Raw genomic sequence first — 14,511 nt, 5'->3', positions numbered from 1 at the left:
AGCCTCAGACCAGCTGTACGTCGAGCAGCGCCACCTGCTCCGCCTCCGTCACGATGTCGATCGCGGCGATACGGTCGCCGACGAAGGTGAAGGCGAGGGTGCGTACCGGGCGGCCGTCGACGAGCAGGGCGATACCGGTGACACCGTCCACCAGGGCGGGCCACGCGAGGCCGGCGAAGTGCGAGAAGCTCGTCGCGCCGGACGCCACCGCGGCGGCACCCGCGGTCACCGTGTCCCCGGAGCGTGCGACCACGTCCGGGTCGAGCACCTTCACCAGCGCCTCGAAGTCCCCCTCCCGCACGGCGGCGAGAAAGGCGTCGGCGACCACCCGCTGCCGGGCCGGATTCCCGTCCGGCGCGGGCGCCCCCCGCACCCGCCGCCGGGCCCGGCTCGCCAACTGCCGTGCCGCCGTGGGCGTGCGGCCGACGATGGACGCGATCTCCTCGAACGGCACCGCGAACAGGTCGTGCAGCACGAACGCGAGCCGCTCCGCGGGCGTCAGGGTCTCCAGCACGACCAGAAGCGCGGCCCCGACCGAGTCGGCGAGGAGCGCGTCCTGTTCGGGGCCGGGCGCGGCGGCCTGAACCGGTGCGCCGAGGTCGAGGGGTTCCTCGGCGCGGGAGGTGCGGGAGCGGAGCATGTCGAGGCAGACCCGGCCGACGACGGTGGTGAGCCAGCCCGCGAGGTTCTCCACCTTTTCCGAGTCGGTCCGGCTCAGCCGGACCCAGGCCTCCTGCACGGCGTCGTCGGCCTCGGCGGACGAGCCGAGCATGCGGTGCGCGACCGCGTGCAGGCGCGGGCGGTGGGATTCGAACCGGGCGGCAAGAAATTCACTGTCCTGTCGCCGGGGGAATTGTCGGGGGAATTCGAAGTCGCCCACAGTGGAACACTCCTCGTCGCGGTCAGTCGTCACTGCTACGACGGAGCACGGGCCGAGGATGTGACAACCGGCGGCGGACTATCCCCAGTCCCGCCCGGTCCGCCCCCGCTTGGTGTCGGAGCGCGCCTTCTTCTCGCGCAGCCGGCGTTCGTTGATGCCCCGGGGAATCCGGGTGGGCCTGCGCGGCTTCGGCGGCGGCGCGGTGGCCTCGGCGAGCAGCGCGGCGAGGCGTACGGCGGCGGTCTCGCGGTTGCGCCACTGGGAGCGGTGCTCGGAGGACCGTACGGTCACGACGCCGTCGACGAGCCGGGAGGCGAGGCGCTCCAGCGCGCGGGCCTTCCACACCTCGGGCAGGGCCTCGGTCTTCGCCAGGTCGAAGCGCAGCTCCACCTGGGAGTCGCTGGTGTTGACGTGCTGCCCGCCCGGCCCCGACGACCGCGAGAAACGCCACATGAGCTCGGCCTCGGGCAGGGAGACGGAGCCGCGGATGAGATAAGGACCGGACATGTCCCCCATGGTCGCCTGTCTGTCCGGTCCACGTCACGCCAATTACCCCGGACGTTCCGGAAGACGTGGGTGGAGAAGAGAGTGAAGAGGCGGGTAAAGAAAGTAAAGCCACCTGGAACCTTCGATACCCCTCTTGGCGTTCATACAGGTACCGGTAGCTTCGTCCTCAGTACGAAGCCCGCACCGCAACGAGGGAAGGACTCCCAACAATGGCTGTAAGCCTGTCCAAGGGTGGCAACGTCTCGCTCACCAAGGAGGCCCCGGGCCTGACCGCCGTCACCGTAGGCCTCGGCTGGGACGTCCGCACCACCACCGGCACGGACTTCGACCTCGACGCCTCGGCGATCGCGGTCAACCCCGAGGGCAAGGTCTACTCGGAGGGCCACTTCATCTTCTTCAACAACAAGTCGACCCCCGACCAGACCATCGTCCACACCGGCGACAACCGCACGGGCGAGGGCGCGGGCGACGACGAGGCGATCAACGTCAACCTGGCCGGCCTCCCGGCCGACATCGACAAGATCGTCTTCCCGGTCTCGATCTACGACGCGGAGACCCGCTCGCAGAACTTCGGCCAGGTCCGCAACGCGTACATCCGCATCGTGAACCAGGCGGGCGGCGCGGAGATCGCCCGCTACGACCTCTCCGAGGACGCGGCGACGGAGACGGCAATGGTCTTCGGCGAGCTGTACCGCAACGGCGCGGAGTGGAAGTTCCGCGCGGTGGGCCAGGGTTACGCCTCGGGCCTGGTCGGCATCGCCCAGGACTTCGGTGTGAACGTCTGACGGACGACCCGCCCGCAGCGCACTGTGCGAGGCCCCTGACCGCGTGACCGCGGCCGGGGGCCTCGGGCAACGGGGAATGGCTTTTCCGGGGGTCCACAGGGGCGTCTCAGACCCGTGTGGGAGTGTGCCGGGGTCAGCAGCGGCTGGACCCTGGAAGGACAGAGCACCATGTCGTTCGGACCGCCCTCCGCCGGTTTCGGGCCTCCCCCGCCCGCCGGTCCGCCCGCCTGGACCCCGCCGACCGAGACCGAGCGGGCCCTCGCCGAGGCCAGGGCGCGCGGCGACCGGTCCGCGTACTACGACGTACTCGCCCGGAGCCACCTCTACTACGAGATGTCCCGCGAGGCCTACGACGCCCAACCCGACCGTGTGCACCGGGTGTTCATCCGCGACGTCCGACGCAGGACCAGGCACTGGGAACTGTTCACCGACGGCATGCTGCCCGCGCCCCGCCCCGACATGGTGTACGCGCGTGCCTCACTCCGCTGGATAGCCGACGCCTGGAACCCGCAGTGCCCGCCCACCGTCGTCGTCGACCCCGGCACCCCCTGCGAACTCGTCCTGCCCTACGGCCCTCCGGGCACGACGGACTGGTCACGCGCGGCCGAACACATCGGCACCCCCGACACCGGGATGCGGCTGCGCGCACTGCACGTCGGCGGCGCGCTGCACGGCCCCGTCGCCCACGGCCTCGCCTGCGGAGCCCTCCTCTGCGTCAGCAACGGCTCCCTCTGGAACGCCCCGGCCTGGCACGGCAGCGGCTACGACGGGGAACGCCGGCGGCTGCGCGAGTGGTGGGGCATCACCACCCGCGCCCAGTGGCAGCACCACCTGCGCAACCTGCTGGCCCGCGAAGCGTCCAGCTCCGTATGGGAGTTCGCGCTGAGTCTGCGCCGCACCATCGCCCGTGACTTCGGCGGCCACGTCGACACCGGCTACTGGCGGCAGGCCGTCGCCACCGTCATCCGCGCCGACTCCGAGGGCTCCACGGTCATCACCGAGGACGGCGTCACCAAGACAGACCCGCGCCCCGCCTCCGAGACCGAGGCCCGCATCGAGGGCGTACAACGCCTCATCGGCCGCATCACCCGCTACGAGGCCCGCATGCGGGCCGACGGCATCCTCGACGAGAACCGCCATGTCAACTCCATCGAGGCCTGGGACCTGGGCCGCGCCTCGAAGATGGCCCGCTGGGGACTCGGCGCCCGCTTCTGCACCCTCGCGGAGACCGAGTCGGCCCTGGTCCGCGCGGGCCGCGCCGCCACCCTCGCCCACCGCTCCTGGCCTGACTTCTCGGCCGGCTACATCCTCGGCCGCTGCCTCCACTTCGACGAGGAGGAGTTCGGCCCCTGGTACCAGGACATGGTCACCGCGCATCGGATCCTGACGTCGGATCCGGGGAGTCCTTGGCTGAACATTCCGTTCCGGTAGTGGGCGGGTTGGTCAGCACAGGCCGGCCGCGGCTGTGCCCCTCGCGCACCCTCGGGCCAGGCCAGGGCGAGAGGGGTGGGCGGGAGGTCCGACACCGGTACGGCGGTCACCTCGGGGGAGATCCGTTCGGCGGCGCCCGAGCCCACGACGGTGACCAGGCGCCCGAGCGCGACCCGGTCGACGATCTCGTCGAGCCCCACCGGAGGGCACTCGGCCGCGAAGTGCGCGTCCCGCCCGAGTTCGGCGACCGTCACCGCGGTCACCGCACTGGCCGGGGCCGGTCCACTCACCGTCCGTGTCGGCGCGGTCTTCCCCCGTGACCAGGGCGAGACACAGGCACGAGGGCCGCGCGAGGCGAGCGATCCCCCGCTCCGCCTCGGAGGCGAACCGGGGCGCCTGCCGGGCGAGTTGCTCCCCGAGCCGGGCCCCGGTCCGGATCCACCGCCTCCGCACCCCCGACTCCCTGGCCATACGCCTCGAAGTCGCCCTGCGCCACGACCGCTTACGCGTCCCGGCCTACGACGACGCCCCCGACGCCGACCCCACCAGTCCGCCCGGCGACGCGTACGACGAGAACGGGCGAGGCCTGCTCCTGCTCATCGGCCTCGCCCGGAACCGGGGCGTGCGGCGCGGCGCCACCGCGCACGGCACCCCGGCAAACAGATCTGGTCCGAGCTCGGCGAGGCAGCCGACGGCCGGCGTGCCTCATCAGGGGTCGGCCCATGCGGTCACGGCATCAGCCGACCGAATCCACCGAGGTCTCGAAGCCCGCGCTGTCGCAGTAGGACACCGCACGCCCCTCAGCCCCGGTGTCACCGGCGATCGCGTTGACGGTGTCGTCGAGGATGCGGGTGCCACCGTGTTCCAGGCCTGCTTTGTCCAGCTTCCTCGAAGCGTGGATGGCCGCTTCCCCTGCCACTTCGGTGTCGGCCGTCCTGGCGCGTACCTCATGCTGCCAGGATCCCAGCTTGTCGCAGTACTCCTCTTGCCGCGCCTTGTCCTGCGCCGAATGGTCCGACGAACAACCGCTCATCAGGACAGCCGCGACAACGACGGCCGCCGCTCGTACGGCGGCGCCACCCCCGCACCCGTACTGCATGGACATGCCTTCCCCGAAGCCGCCGACACAGAGTATGGATCACCCAGGTGTCACCTCGCACCGGATCCGCGCAGCACTAGCGTGCCCCCATGTTCCTCGAATCGCTCACGCCGACCGAGGCCGGTGCCCTCCCCGGTGAGCTGCTCACCGAGCTCGCCGCCCTCTACGCCTCCAACCACGCGTTCCACGCCCTCAGCGGCGACTTCCCGGACCCGGAGAACATCCGGCCCGAGCAGGTGGCGACCGCGCTGGCCGACGAACTGGCCGACCCGGAGGTGGAGGTGCTGCTCGCGCGCAGTGCGGGACGGCTCGTCGGGATCGCCATCACCCTCGGAGCGCATCCCGATCCGGACGACGAAGACCCCTGGATCGGCCTGCTGATGGTGGACGCCGCACAGCAACGGCAAGGACACGGACGGCAGTTGGCATCCCTGGTCGAGGACCGCTTCCGCACGGCCGGCCGAACCGCCGTACGTCTGGCCGTCCTTGACAACAATCCCGACGGCCTCGCCTTCTGGACCGCCCTCGGCTACGACGTCATCGACCACCGCCAGGATCGCCGACTCGGCCGCCCCTGCGCTGTGTTGCGCAAGCAGCTCCGCAAGGTCCGCCACTCCGCCCGCGTCGCGGTACTGGACCCCGCCGGCTCCGTCTTCCTCTTCCGCTACAACGACGCCGAAACCGGCGGCACCTTCTGGGCCCTCCCCGGCGGCGGCCTCGAAGCCGACGAGACCCCACGCGAGGCCGCCCTGCGCGAACTCCAGGAGGAGACCGGCTGGACCGACCTGAAGCCCGGCCCCCTGCTCAGCACCAGGAAGGTCGACCTCACCTTCGCCGGCACTCCGACCCACCAGCACGAACGCATCTACGTCACCCACGGCCCGCACCGCGAACCCACCGGCGCCCACCTCACCACCACCCACGCCCAGGAGGGCATCCGCACCGGGCGGTGGTGGACCCGGGAGGAACTGCGGACTACGACGGAGACCGTGTGGCCCTCCGAACTCGGCCGCCTCCTCGACGAGTTGGAGGGTTGACCCGCCTCATGCCCGACAGCCGGTACCGGCCCGGCAGCTACCGGCGGACGGCGACGACGAACAGCCGGTCGGCGGTCTTCCGGCCGACTCCGGGCCCGATCTCGATGTCGTGGAAGCCCGCCGAGGACAGACGTCGCCGTAGCTCCGCCTCGCTCCAGGGACGCATCGTGAAGTCGTAGGCCGACCTTTGCCGTTCGGTCGGCCGTGGGTATGGGTGCCGCGGACAGCCGGAAACGCCCCACGTCCCCCGGCACCCGCCGATGTCAGCGGCCGTACGTCTCCCTGAAGCAGGTCAGCGAGCGGTCCCGGCGCCCCGAATGGCGGCGGGACTCGGCCGGGTGGCCGAGCGGGACGAGGAGGGCGATGTGCAGGTCGTCCCGGCCGTCGATGCCGACGGCCTTCTTGACCGCGTCCTCGTCCCAGCCGTTCATCGGGCTGGTGGCCAGGCCCGCGGCCTCGGCGGCGACCATGAGGAAGGAGGCGGCGATCATGGCGTCCTTCACCGCGTACTCCCGCTCCAGACCGCGCTCCCGCAGGTCCTCGTGGAAGAGGCGCGCGTCCTCGGGCGAGGCGGCGGCGAACCGCTCGGACCACGCACCACTCACCACGACGACGGACCTGGCCCGGAGATTGAAGCTGGACGGAGCCTCCAGAGCCAGCTCGACCAGCTCGCGCAGCAGCGGGGCCGGCACCGGATCGAGCCGGTAGTGGCGGATGCTGCGGCGGGACCGGATGACCCGGGACACCGTGGCGTGATCCGTCGCGAGCGACTCCACAGACATGAGAACTTCATGGGCCAGCGGGCCGCCCGGCGCACCGACCTGGACCTCGACGCCATGGGCGCCATCGGCCGCGTCCTGCGGCTTTCACGGCTGGTCAACACCCGGCTGAAGGAGTACTTCGCCCAGTACGACATGGAGACCTGGGAGTTCGACGTCCTCGCCACCCTGCGCCGCAGCGACCGGCCGCCGACGGCGAAGGCGCTGGCCTCCAGCGTCATGATCGGCTCGGCAGCCCTCACCAACCGCGTCGACCGGCTCGTCGCCCACGGCCCCGTCACCCGCGACTTCGTACCCGGCGACCGCCGCAGCCTGCACATCGCGCTCACCGACGCCGGGCGCGACCTCGTCGACCGCGTGGTGGAGGGCCACGTACAGAACCAGATCCAGACCCTCTCGGCCCTGGAGACCACAGACCGCGACGAACTGACCCGGATGCTGCGCACCCTGCTGATCTCCCTGGGGGACACCCGCTGAGCGACCCGGGCCGACCGGTCAGGCGTGCGCCGGCTTCCGGTCCCCGTACAACCAGTCCCGCCAGATCCCCCCGAAGTCCTTCCCCGGCGCCATCCGCTCCACGTAAGCCGTGAAGTCGGCGGTGTCCGCGTTGCCGTGACGGTGGGCGGCGGCCCAGCCCTGCACGATGTCGTAGAACCGGGCGTCGCCGACCGTCCGGCGGATCTTGTGGAGCACCATCGCGCCACGCTCGTAGACGGGACTGTCGGAGATGTGCGCGGCGGAGCTGGGACGGGCCGGCGGAAAGGCCCAGACCGCCTCGCTCTCGGACGGGTCGTCGAAGTAGGTCCCGTCATAGAGCGCGTCGAAGGTCTCCTGAGCCGTGTCGCCGCCGTGGTCCTCGGACCAGAGCCATTCCGCGTACGTCGCGAAGCCCTCGTTGAGCCACATGTCGCGCCACGTCTTCGGGGTGACGGAGTCGCCGTACCACTGGTGGGCGAGTTCGTGGACGAGGGTGGCGGTGTCCGGGGCGCCGGGAAAGAAGGGCCGGTTCTGCGTCTCCAACGCATACCCCGCATCCCCACGCCGGTCGACGATCGCACCGGTCGAGGAGAAGGGGTACGGACCGAAGTTGTACTCCTCCCACTCCATGATCTCCGGCAGTCGGGCGAGTACCTTCCTGCTCGCTGCCGTCTCCTCCGGGTCGACCGCCGTGTACACGGGGAGGCCGTTCGCCGCCGTCGTGCGGGTGATGTCGTAGTGGCCGATCGCGACCGTGGCGAGATAGGTCGCCATGGGCTGGGCGGTGCGCCAGCGGTAAGTCGTCCGCGTACCGGCGGTGTTCGTGGTCTCGGCTCTCAACTCCCCGTTGGAGACGGCCTGCAGACCTTTGGGCACGGTGATCGCGATGTCGTAGGTCGCCTTGTCGGAGGGGTGGTCGTTGCCGGGGAACCACGCCATCGAACCGACCGGTTCGCCCAGCGCCAGCGCACCGTCCGCCGTACGCAGCCAGCCCTCCTCCGAACCGTCCGGATCGGTGATCGCCCGGGGCGCGCCGGAGTAGCGGACGATCGTCTCGAAGGTCCTGCCCTTGGGAAGACCGGAGCCCGGGCGAACGGTCAGTTCCTGTCCGCTGCGGGTCCAGCGGGCGTTCCGTCCGCCCACCGTCAGCGACTCGACCGTCATGCCCTTGAAGTCCAGGTCGAAGGAGGAGAGGTCGGCGGTGGCCCGGGCCGTGATCGTCGCCGTACCGGTCAGGGCGTGGGAGTCGGGGGTGTAGGCGAGGGTCAGGGCGTAGTGGCTGACGTCGTAGCCGCCGTTGCCCGCGTTCGGGAAGTACGGATCACGCAGACCCGCGCTGCCGGCGGTGCCCCGCACGCCGTCTGTTCCGCTGCACGCCGTCAGGACAAGGGCCAGCGCGCAGGCGGCGGCCGCCGGGACAAGGAGTGCGGATCGGGACACGTTCGGGATCCTATGAGCACGCCGGTTCCCGGAAGCCGACGCCGGACGGAAAACCCGTGCGGACCCAAGGCCGTCACCTGCCATTCTGCTTGCCATGTCTGCACGGAATCGAAGACTGCCCAGGCACCGTGCCTGGCCACTGACCACCACCGACATCAATGAGTGCCTCGGCCCTTGCCCGGCCCGGGTCGCGGAGTTGCGGTTCCTCACCGGGCAGGACAGCGGCAGCATCGTCCTGGGAGCGGCATGGGTCGCTCCCCACCCCCGCAACCACGGCCGCGGCATCCACCCGGACACGGTCGGCTTCCGTATAGACTTCCACCCGGTCCACGCCGCCGAGCGTGCCGCCACCCGCGCCGTCCTCCGCGCACATGCCCTCCCCCAACTCCGTGCCTGGATCGCACAGTCGACCGACGCCGACGAGACCTGGCACCTGACGCCTCACCAGCGCTACTGGCGGCTCACCGACGGCCGGCTCACCCACCACGACGAGGCGTGAACCGAGTCCGGACGCCGGACGGCACGGAACCCGGCGGTGCCCCGCGCCCGGGCGGTGCCCCGCCCCCTCCGGCAACCGATCGACCGCCGCCCTCCCCACCCGCAAACGCCCTCACCCGCGTGACACCATCACCTACGTGCTCGACATCGGCTACGCCCTCTCCAACCGTTTCCCGGACCCCCCGCAGACCGACTACCGGCGCGCCGACGTCCACGCGCTGCGGTACGACCTGTTCTGCGGTGACGTGTATCTCGCCGACACCAAGGCGGACCGGGAGGTGGCCACGGCCTGGGGCTGGGTGCCGGTGCTCGACTTCGCGTGGGCGCTGTGCGACATCGTGGAGCGGATCGACCAGGACCCGGCGGGTTCGCGGGCGTCCCGCCCGCAGCGGGCGGAGCTGGACTTCACCGAGTCCACGGACCGGATGCTCTTCGAGCGCCGCTTCGGCTGGGTGGACGTGGAGGCCGACTGGATGCGGCGCGACGAGGAGCCGCTGACCTTCTCGCACACCGAACTCCGCCGCGAGGCACGGGACTTCCTGCACGACCTGATCGCCGACCTGGTCGACATGCATGAGGCCCTCGGCGAGAACCCGGCGATCTGGACCCTCCAGGCGAAGTTCCCCCGGGTGCAGTGAGCCTCCGGGGACTACGCCCCAGCCCCCCATCGGCCTGAACGGGCCTGGCCCGCCCTCAGCCCTCCACCCGAATCCCCATCTGGACCGCCAACACCGGCGCCAGATCCAGCAGTTGCCCCATGCTGATCACGGCCCCCGACAGCCGGTCGATTCCCCGCGCGATCTCCAGCTCTGCCGCCCCGCGCAGATCCACGTCCGTGAACGTCACCCCCGTGAAGTCCACCCCCTTCAACACGCAGTCCACGAACTCGACCCGCTCCAGCCGGGCATCGAGGAAGTCCGGCTCCACGAGCACACAGCCTTCAAAGACGACATCCCGGAGCCGCGCCTTGCGCAGATTCAGATAGTCGATCTTCCCGCCCCGGATCACCACCCGCTCCAGCACGGCACCGTGCAGCTGCACCCCGCCCATCCGGGCGTCGATGACCTCGACATCACGCAGGGTCGACTCCGCGAGGTCGGTGCCGACACCCCGTATGCCGGTGAGGACCGAGTCCAGTACCCGGGCGTGGTGCAGCCGTGTCTCGTCCAGCGCGCAACCCGTCAGCGCGCAGTCCATGAACCGGGCGCCCCCGCCGTCCTGCCCCGCGAAGTCCTCGTCCTTGATCTCCAGCCCGTCGTAGTCCCCGTCGGGCTCCAACTCCCGCCCCCCATAAGGCTCCAGAGCCGGCAACCGCACCTCCGGCCGCCGCGCCCTCTTCACTCCACCCGTCCCGCCGGTCGCTCTCCTCGCCATGCCCCCATCCTGCACCCCACCACTGACAACGAGGCCGCCGGACACTTGACCTCAAGCATGCTTGAGGTCGAAGAGTGACCCCCATGCATGCCATACGACTCCACGCCTTCGGCCCTGCCGACAACCTCACCTACAAATCCGTCGACGCCCCCTCCCCCACCCCCGGCCAGGTCCGTATCGCCGTAGCCGCAGCCGGAGTCCACCTCCTGGACACCGTCCTACGGAGAGGCGAGCGGGGCCCGCTGCCCGAACTCCCGCCCCTCCCCACGGTCCCCGGCCGCGAGGTCGCCGGTGTCGTCGAGTCGCTCGGGGAGGGGGTCGCCGACCTGTGGCTCGGAAAACGGGTGGTGGCCCACCTCGGATTCGCACCCGGCGGCTACGCCGAGTCGGCCGTGGTCGATGTCGACCGGGTGCACGAGATCCCCGCGAACCTGGACTTCGCACAGGCCGTCGCCATGATCGGAACAGGCCGTACGGTGATGGGAATCGTGCAGTTCAGCAATCTGAGCACTGACTCCGTGGCCGTCGTCCCGGCCGCCGCCGGAGGACTGGGCACCCTCCTCGTCCAGTACGCCAAACACGCCGGAGCCACCGTGATCGGCCTCGCGGGCGGCCCCGAGAAGACAGCCCTCGCACGGGCGAACGGCGCCGACCTGGCCGTCGACTACACGGCGCCGGAGTGGGCGGAAAAGGTAAGGGCCTGGCTTGCCGGCCGCCACGCGACCGTCGTGTTCGACGGGGTGGGCGGAACCGTCGCCCGAGATTCGACCGGCCTACTCGGCTCCGACGGCCGGCACATCGTCTTCGGCTGGTCGAGCGGAGAACCGTACGAAGCCGAAGGACTGTCCGAACGAGTGCTGGGCCCGGCGATGATGCGGAAGGCCGGCGGCCCGACCCCCGTCCGCACCCTCGAACTGAGGGCCCTCACCGAGGCCGCAGCGGGCCGCCTCGTACCAGCCGTACAGCGTTTTCCACTGTCCGCCGCAGCACAGGCGCACCAGGCGCTGGAGACCCGGCGGACGACCGGAAAGGTGGTGCTGGAGCCATGAGCACATCCAAGCCCTCACCCGCAGATGCAATACGTACCGATTCATGGTCTTCTGAGCAGATGAGCGTCACCCAAACAGGTGAATCAACGGCTGCGGAGCCCGACCCCCGGCGCTGGTGGGGCCTGGTGATCATCGCTCTCGCCCAGCTGATGGTCGTCCTGGACGCGACGATCGTGAACATCGCTCTCCCCTCCGCACAGCACGACCTGGGCATGTCCGACGGCAACCGCCAATGGGTCATCACCGCCTACACCCTCGCCTTCGGCGGCCTGCTCCTCCTCGGCGGCCGGATCGCCGACCTGGTGGGCCGCAAGCGGACCTTCGTCATCGGCCTGATCGGCTTCGCCGGAGCCTCCGCACTGGGCGGCGCGGCCACCTCCTCCGGCATGCTCTTCGGCGCCCGAGCCCTCCAGGGCGCCTTCGCCGCCTTACTGGCCCCCTCCGCCCTCTCCCTCCTCACCACCACCTTCACCGACCCGAAGGAACGCGGAAAGGCCTTCGGGATCTACGGCGCACTGGCGGGCAGCGGTTCGGCGATCGGCTTCATAGCGGGCGGCCTGCTCACCGAATACCTGAACTGGCGCTGGTGCCTCTACGTCAACATCCCCATCGCGGTCATCGCGGTCTTCGGCGCCCTCGCCCTCCTCCACGACCGCCCCGGCCACGCGGGCGCCCGCCTGGACGTACCCGGCGCACTGCTCGGCTGCGGCGGACTGGTCGCGATCGTCTACGGCTTCAGCGAGGCAGAACCGCGAGGCTGGACGGACCCACTGGTACTGGCCCTGTTCGCCGCGGGCGCCGTACTGCTCACGACCTTCGTCTGGTGGCAGACGAGGGCACCCCGCCCCCTCCTCCCCCTCCACATCGTGAAGGACCGCAACCGGGCCGGCTGCTTCCTCACCATGGGCCTGGCCGTCATCGGCATGTTCGGCGTGTTCCTCTTCATGACCTACTACCTCCAGGTCATCCTCGACTACTCCCCCGTAAAGACCGGCATGGCCTTCCTCCCCCTCACGGTCGCGATCATCATCGGCTCCACACAGATCTCGGCCCGCCTGATGCAGCACGTACCACCACGCACGCTGATGGTGCCGGGCGCGGTCCTCGCCGCAGCAGGCATGTCCTTCTTCACCCGCCTGACCGTCGACTCGGACTACGCGACCGAACTCCTCCCCGGCCTGATCCTGATGGGCCTCGGCATGGGCCTGATCTTCATGCCGGTCTTCGCCACCGCCACCGCCGGCGTAGCCCCCCAGGACTCGGGCGTGACCTCCGCAACGGTCAACACCTCACAACAGGTGGGCGGTTCGATCGGCACGGCCCTGCTCAACACGATCGCCACCACCAGCAGCACGGCCTACATCGCCGCCCACCTCCACGACCCGGCCCAGAAGGCCCTGATCACCAGCCAGGGCATCGTCCACGGCTACACGGTCGCCATCTGGTGGGCCGTGGCCGTCATGCTCCTGGCAGGCCTGGTGGCGGGCCTGATGGTGACAACACGGGCACCGAAGCACAACGCGACGGCACAGGCACCGGTGAACGAGTCGGAGTCGGTGAACTGATCAGCCGCATACGGCGCGAAGGCGCCGTGTCGGGGGGGTGTCCGCCCGCAGCGGTTGGCGCGTCAACACCCCCACGATCTTGAGCGACCGATTCCGCCGTTCCGAGGACGGACACCCCCGACACGGCACCGGCCCACACCAACCGCAGGGCGACCCACCCACACACCCGCACGCCTCAGTGGCGCCCGGCCACCCGGTCGGCAATCCGCGCCAACCGTGACGACTCCGCGCCATACCCACTCAGTTCACGCCGGTCCGCCGCACGATAGGTCGCGTACATCCCCTGCACCCCCAGCCAACGGAACGGCTCCGGCTCCCACTTGCGCACCTTGTGGCCGACCCACGGAAGGCCGGTGAGCTCAGTGGCCCCAGCCTCCCCGGAATCCAGCCGGACCAGATCCCGCAACGTCCGAGCCGCAAGGTTGGTCGTAGCAACCCCCGAGCCGACATAACCGCCGGCCCACCCCAGCCCCGTAGACCGATCCAGCGTCACCGTCGCACACCAGTCCCGAGGCACCCCGAGCACCCCCGACCAGGCATGCTCCACCCGCAGCCCGGCGAGCGACGGAAAAAAGCGAACAAGAATCTCCCGCAGCGCCTCGACGGTCGCGGCCTGCGTCCGCCCGTCGTTGTCGGTCTTCGACCCGAACCGATAGGGCACCCCACGCCCACCCAACGCGATCCGCCCATCAGCGGTCCGCTGCGCATACATGTACGCATGGGCCATATCGCCCAGCGTCTCCAGCCCACCCCACCCCACCGAAGCCCACTGCTCTTCGCTGAGCGGCTCGGTGGCGATCATCGAGGAGTTCATCGGCAGCCAGGTCCGCCGCTGCCCCTTGAGACTCGCGGTGAAGCCCTCCGTGCACCGCAGAACATAAGGCGCACGCACACTGCCGTACGGCGTGACAGCACACCGGGGCCGAATCTCGGACACCGGGGTCGACTCATGGATGACAACCCCCAACGCCTCGGCCGCCCCCGCAAGCCCCTTCACCAGCTTGACCGGATGCAACCGGGCCCCGTGCGGCGTCCACGTGGACCCGACCGCGTCCGCAACGCGAATCCGCTCGGCGGTCTCACGGGCGCCGTACAACTCCCGGTCCTTCTCGCCGTACGACAACTCGTGCTCGTGAAAAGCCCTCAGCCGAGCCAACTGCGCAGGAGTACAAGCGACTTCGAGCACGCCACCTCGATGGATGTCGGCCTGGATCCGCTCCTCCTCCGCGACCTTCACGACCTCGGCAACGGTGTCGTTCATGGCCTTCTGCAACCGTACGGCCGCTTCCTGGCCGTGGAGTCTCGCGTACCGGTCCCGCCCCGCGATCCCGTTGTACAGCCACCCGCCGTTCCGCCCCGAGGCGCCGTAGCCGCAGAACTTCTGCTCCAGGACCGTGACCCGAAGAGAAGGATCGGCCTTCTTCAAGTAATAGGCGGTCCACAGCCCCGTGTAACCACCGCCGACGATCACGACGTCGGCGGAGGCGTCACCGGCGAGGGGCTCCCGTCGCACGGGAAGCCCGTCGTCCGCGTACCAGAAAGAGACGCCACCGTTCACGACACCGCTTGCCGAGCTGCTCATATCCGGAC

16 protein-coding genes are annotated in these 14,511 nt (G+C 70.3%); 8 read left to right on the top strand and 8 right to left on the bottom strand.

Features of this window, described 5'->3' with window-relative positions:
* Window positions 1-4: 4 nt before the first annotated feature.
* Together AB0I51_RS04175 and arfB are read right to left on the bottom strand one after the other, a co-directional pair.
* Window positions 5-880, bottom strand: coding sequence for a sigma-70 family RNA polymerase sigma factor (locus AB0I51_RS04175; RefSeq protein WP_362971224.1), 876 nt, complete (start codon window positions 878-880; stop codon window positions 5-7).
* Between the two features lie 78 nt (window positions 881-958).
* Complete coding sequence (arfB, locus tag AB0I51_RS04170; RefSeq protein ID WP_200717072.1) at window positions 959-1,396, bottom strand: alternative ribosome rescue aminoacyl-tRNA hydrolase ArfB; 438 nt, start codon at window positions 1,394-1,396, stop codon at window positions 959-961.
* A gap of 200 nt (window positions 1,397-1,596) precedes the next feature.
* Between arfB and AB0I51_RS04165 the strand changes: the two genes are divergently transcribed.
* Complete coding sequence (locus AB0I51_RS04165) at window positions 1,597-2,172, top strand: TerD family protein (protein WP_019072463.1); 576 nt, start codon at window positions 1,597-1,599, stop codon at window positions 2,170-2,172.
* A 168-nt stretch (window positions 2,173-2,340) separates the two neighbouring features.
* The gene (locus AB0I51_RS04160; protein WP_362971221.1) at window positions 2,341-3,603 is read left to right on the top strand and encodes a DUF1266 domain-containing protein; all 1,263 of its coding nucleotides are present in this window, start codon (window positions 2,341-2,343) and stop codon (window positions 3,601-3,603) included.
* A gap of 736 nt (window positions 3,604-4,339) precedes the next feature.
* Here the strand turns inward: AB0I51_RS04160 and AB0I51_RS04155 are convergent.
* Complete coding sequence (locus AB0I51_RS04155; RefSeq protein ID WP_362971219.1) at window positions 4,340-4,708, bottom strand: hypothetical protein; 369 nt, start codon at window positions 4,706-4,708, stop codon at window positions 4,340-4,342.
* Between the two features lie 83 nt (window positions 4,709-4,791).
* Between AB0I51_RS04155 and AB0I51_RS04150 the strand changes: the two genes are divergently transcribed.
* Window positions 4,792-5,739: a bifunctional GNAT family N-acetyltransferase/NUDIX hydrolase gene (locus tag AB0I51_RS04150; protein WP_362971217.1), complete on the top strand. Its 948-nt coding sequence runs from the start codon at window positions 4,792-4,794 to the stop codon at window positions 5,737-5,739.
* A 37-nt stretch (window positions 5,740-5,776) separates the two neighbouring features.
* Here AB0I51_RS04150 and AB0I51_RS04145 read toward each other — a convergent pair whose 3' ends face one another.
* On the bottom strand, window positions 5,777-5,905 hold the full coding sequence (locus AB0I51_RS04145) for a hypothetical protein (protein WP_362971215.1): 129 nt from the start codon (window positions 5,903-5,905) through the stop codon (window positions 5,777-5,779).
* Window positions 5,906-6,002: 97 nt separating this feature from the next.
* A complete protein-coding gene (locus AB0I51_RS04140) occupies window positions 6,003-6,521 on the bottom strand; it encodes a nitroreductase family protein (RefSeq protein ID WP_362971213.1) in 519 nt (172 codons plus the stop codon).
* Between the two features lie 9 nt (window positions 6,522-6,530).
* Here AB0I51_RS04140 and AB0I51_RS04135 point away from each other — a divergent pair, with 9 nt between their 5' ends.
* A complete protein-coding gene (locus AB0I51_RS04135; protein ID WP_362971211.1) occupies window positions 6,531-6,995 on the top strand; it encodes a MarR family transcriptional regulator in 465 nt (154 codons plus the stop codon).
* Window positions 6,996-7,013: 18 nt separating this feature from the next.
* Here AB0I51_RS04135 and AB0I51_RS04130 read toward each other — a convergent pair whose 3' ends face one another.
* Window positions 7,014-8,435 carry a M1 family metallopeptidase gene (locus tag AB0I51_RS04130; protein ID WP_362971209.1) on the bottom strand — a complete coding sequence of 474 codons (1,422 nt, stop codon included), beginning with the start codon at window positions 8,433-8,435 and terminating at the stop codon, window positions 7,014-7,016.
* Between the two features lie 94 nt (window positions 8,436-8,529).
* Here AB0I51_RS04130 and AB0I51_RS04125 point away from each other — a divergent pair, with 94 nt between their 5' ends.
* Entirely contained in the window at window positions 8,530-8,934 is a 405-nt protein-coding gene (locus AB0I51_RS04125; RefSeq protein ID WP_362971207.1) for a hypothetical protein, read from the top strand.
* A gap of 136 nt (window positions 8,935-9,070) precedes the next feature.
* Window positions 9,071-9,571: a hypothetical protein gene (locus AB0I51_RS04120; RefSeq protein WP_362971205.1), complete on the top strand. Its 501-nt coding sequence runs from the start codon at window positions 9,071-9,073 to the stop codon at window positions 9,569-9,571.
* A 55-nt stretch (window positions 9,572-9,626) separates the two neighbouring features.
* Here the strand turns inward: AB0I51_RS04120 and AB0I51_RS04115 are convergent, their stop codons facing one another.
* Entirely contained in the window at window positions 9,627-10,307 is a 681-nt protein-coding gene (locus tag AB0I51_RS04115; protein ID WP_362971203.1) for a pentapeptide repeat-containing protein, read from the bottom strand.
* Between the two features lie 83 nt (window positions 10,308-10,390).
* Here AB0I51_RS04115 and AB0I51_RS04110 point away from each other — a divergent pair, with 83 nt between their 5' ends.
* Together AB0I51_RS04110 and AB0I51_RS04105 are read left to right on the top strand one after the other, a co-directional pair.
* Complete coding sequence (locus AB0I51_RS04110; RefSeq protein WP_362971201.1) at window positions 10,391-11,356, top strand: zinc-binding dehydrogenase; 966 nt, start codon at window positions 10,391-10,393, stop codon at window positions 11,354-11,356.
* 59 nt (window positions 11,357-11,415) lie between these two features.
* Window positions 11,416-12,921, top strand: coding sequence for an MFS transporter (locus tag AB0I51_RS04105; protein WP_362971199.1), 1,506 nt, complete (start codon window positions 11,416-11,418; stop codon window positions 12,919-12,921).
* 175 nt (window positions 12,922-13,096) lie between these two features.
* Here AB0I51_RS04105 and AB0I51_RS04100 read toward each other — a convergent pair whose 3' ends face one another.
* Window positions 13,097-14,503: an FAD-binding oxidoreductase gene (locus AB0I51_RS04100; RefSeq protein ID WP_362971197.1), complete on the bottom strand. Its 1,407-nt coding sequence runs from the start codon at window positions 14,501-14,503 to the stop codon at window positions 13,097-13,099.
* Between the last annotated feature and the right edge of the window lie 8 nt (window positions 14,504-14,511).

The sequence above is a fragment of the Streptomyces sp. NPDC050549 genome, assembly GCF_040655035.1.
Lineage (GTDB): Bacteria > Actinomycetota > Actinomycetes > Streptomycetales > Streptomycetaceae > Streptomyces.
The sequence above is the reverse complement of the archived record's forward strand: the minus strand, read 5'-3'. Positions and strand labels throughout refer to the sequence as shown.

Coding starts and splice junctions, on each gene's coding strand:
- arfB (WP_200717072.1), bottom strand. CDS start 1,396: ATGGGGGACATGTCCGGTCCTTATCTCATCCGCGGCTCCGTCTCCCTG.
- AB0I51_RS04165 (WP_019072463.1), top strand. CDS start 1,597: ATGGCTGTAAGCCTGTCCAAGGGTGGCAACGTCTCGCTCACCAAGGAG.
- AB0I51_RS04160 (WP_362971221.1), top strand. CDS start 2,341: ATGTCGTTCGGACCGCCCTCCGCCGGTTTCGGGCCTCCCCCGCCCGCC.
- AB0I51_RS04155 (WP_362971219.1), bottom strand. CDS start 4,708: ATGTCCATGCAGTACGGGTGCGGGGGTGGCGCCGCCGTACGAGCGGCG.
- AB0I51_RS04150 (WP_362971217.1), top strand. CDS start 4,792: ATGTTCCTCGAATCGCTCACGCCGACCGAGGCCGGTGCCCTCCCCGGT.
- AB0I51_RS04145 (WP_362971215.1), bottom strand. CDS start 5,905: ATGCGTCCCTGGAGCGAGGCGGAGCTACGGCGACGTCTGTCCTCGGCG.
- AB0I51_RS04140 (WP_362971213.1), bottom strand. CDS start 6,521: ATGTCTGTGGAGTCGCTCGCGACGGATCACGCCACGGTGTCCCGGGTC.
- AB0I51_RS04135 (WP_362971211.1), top strand. CDS start 6,531: ATGGGCCAGCGGGCCGCCCGGCGCACCGACCTGGACCTCGACGCCATG.
- AB0I51_RS04125 (WP_362971207.1), top strand. CDS start 8,530: ATGTCTGCACGGAATCGAAGACTGCCCAGGCACCGTGCCTGGCCACTG.
- AB0I51_RS04115 (WP_362971203.1), bottom strand. CDS start 10,307: ATGGCGAGGAGAGCGACCGGCGGGACGGGTGGAGTGAAGAGGGCGCGG.
- AB0I51_RS04110 (WP_362971201.1), top strand. CDS start 10,391: ATGCATGCCATACGACTCCACGCCTTCGGCCCTGCCGACAACCTCACC.
- AB0I51_RS04105 (WP_362971199.1), top strand. CDS start 11,416: ATGAGCGTCACCCAAACAGGTGAATCAACGGCTGCGGAGCCCGACCCC.
- AB0I51_RS04100 (WP_362971197.1), bottom strand. CDS start 14,503: ATGAGCAGCTCGGCAAGCGGTGTCGTGAACGGTGGCGTCTCTTTCTGG.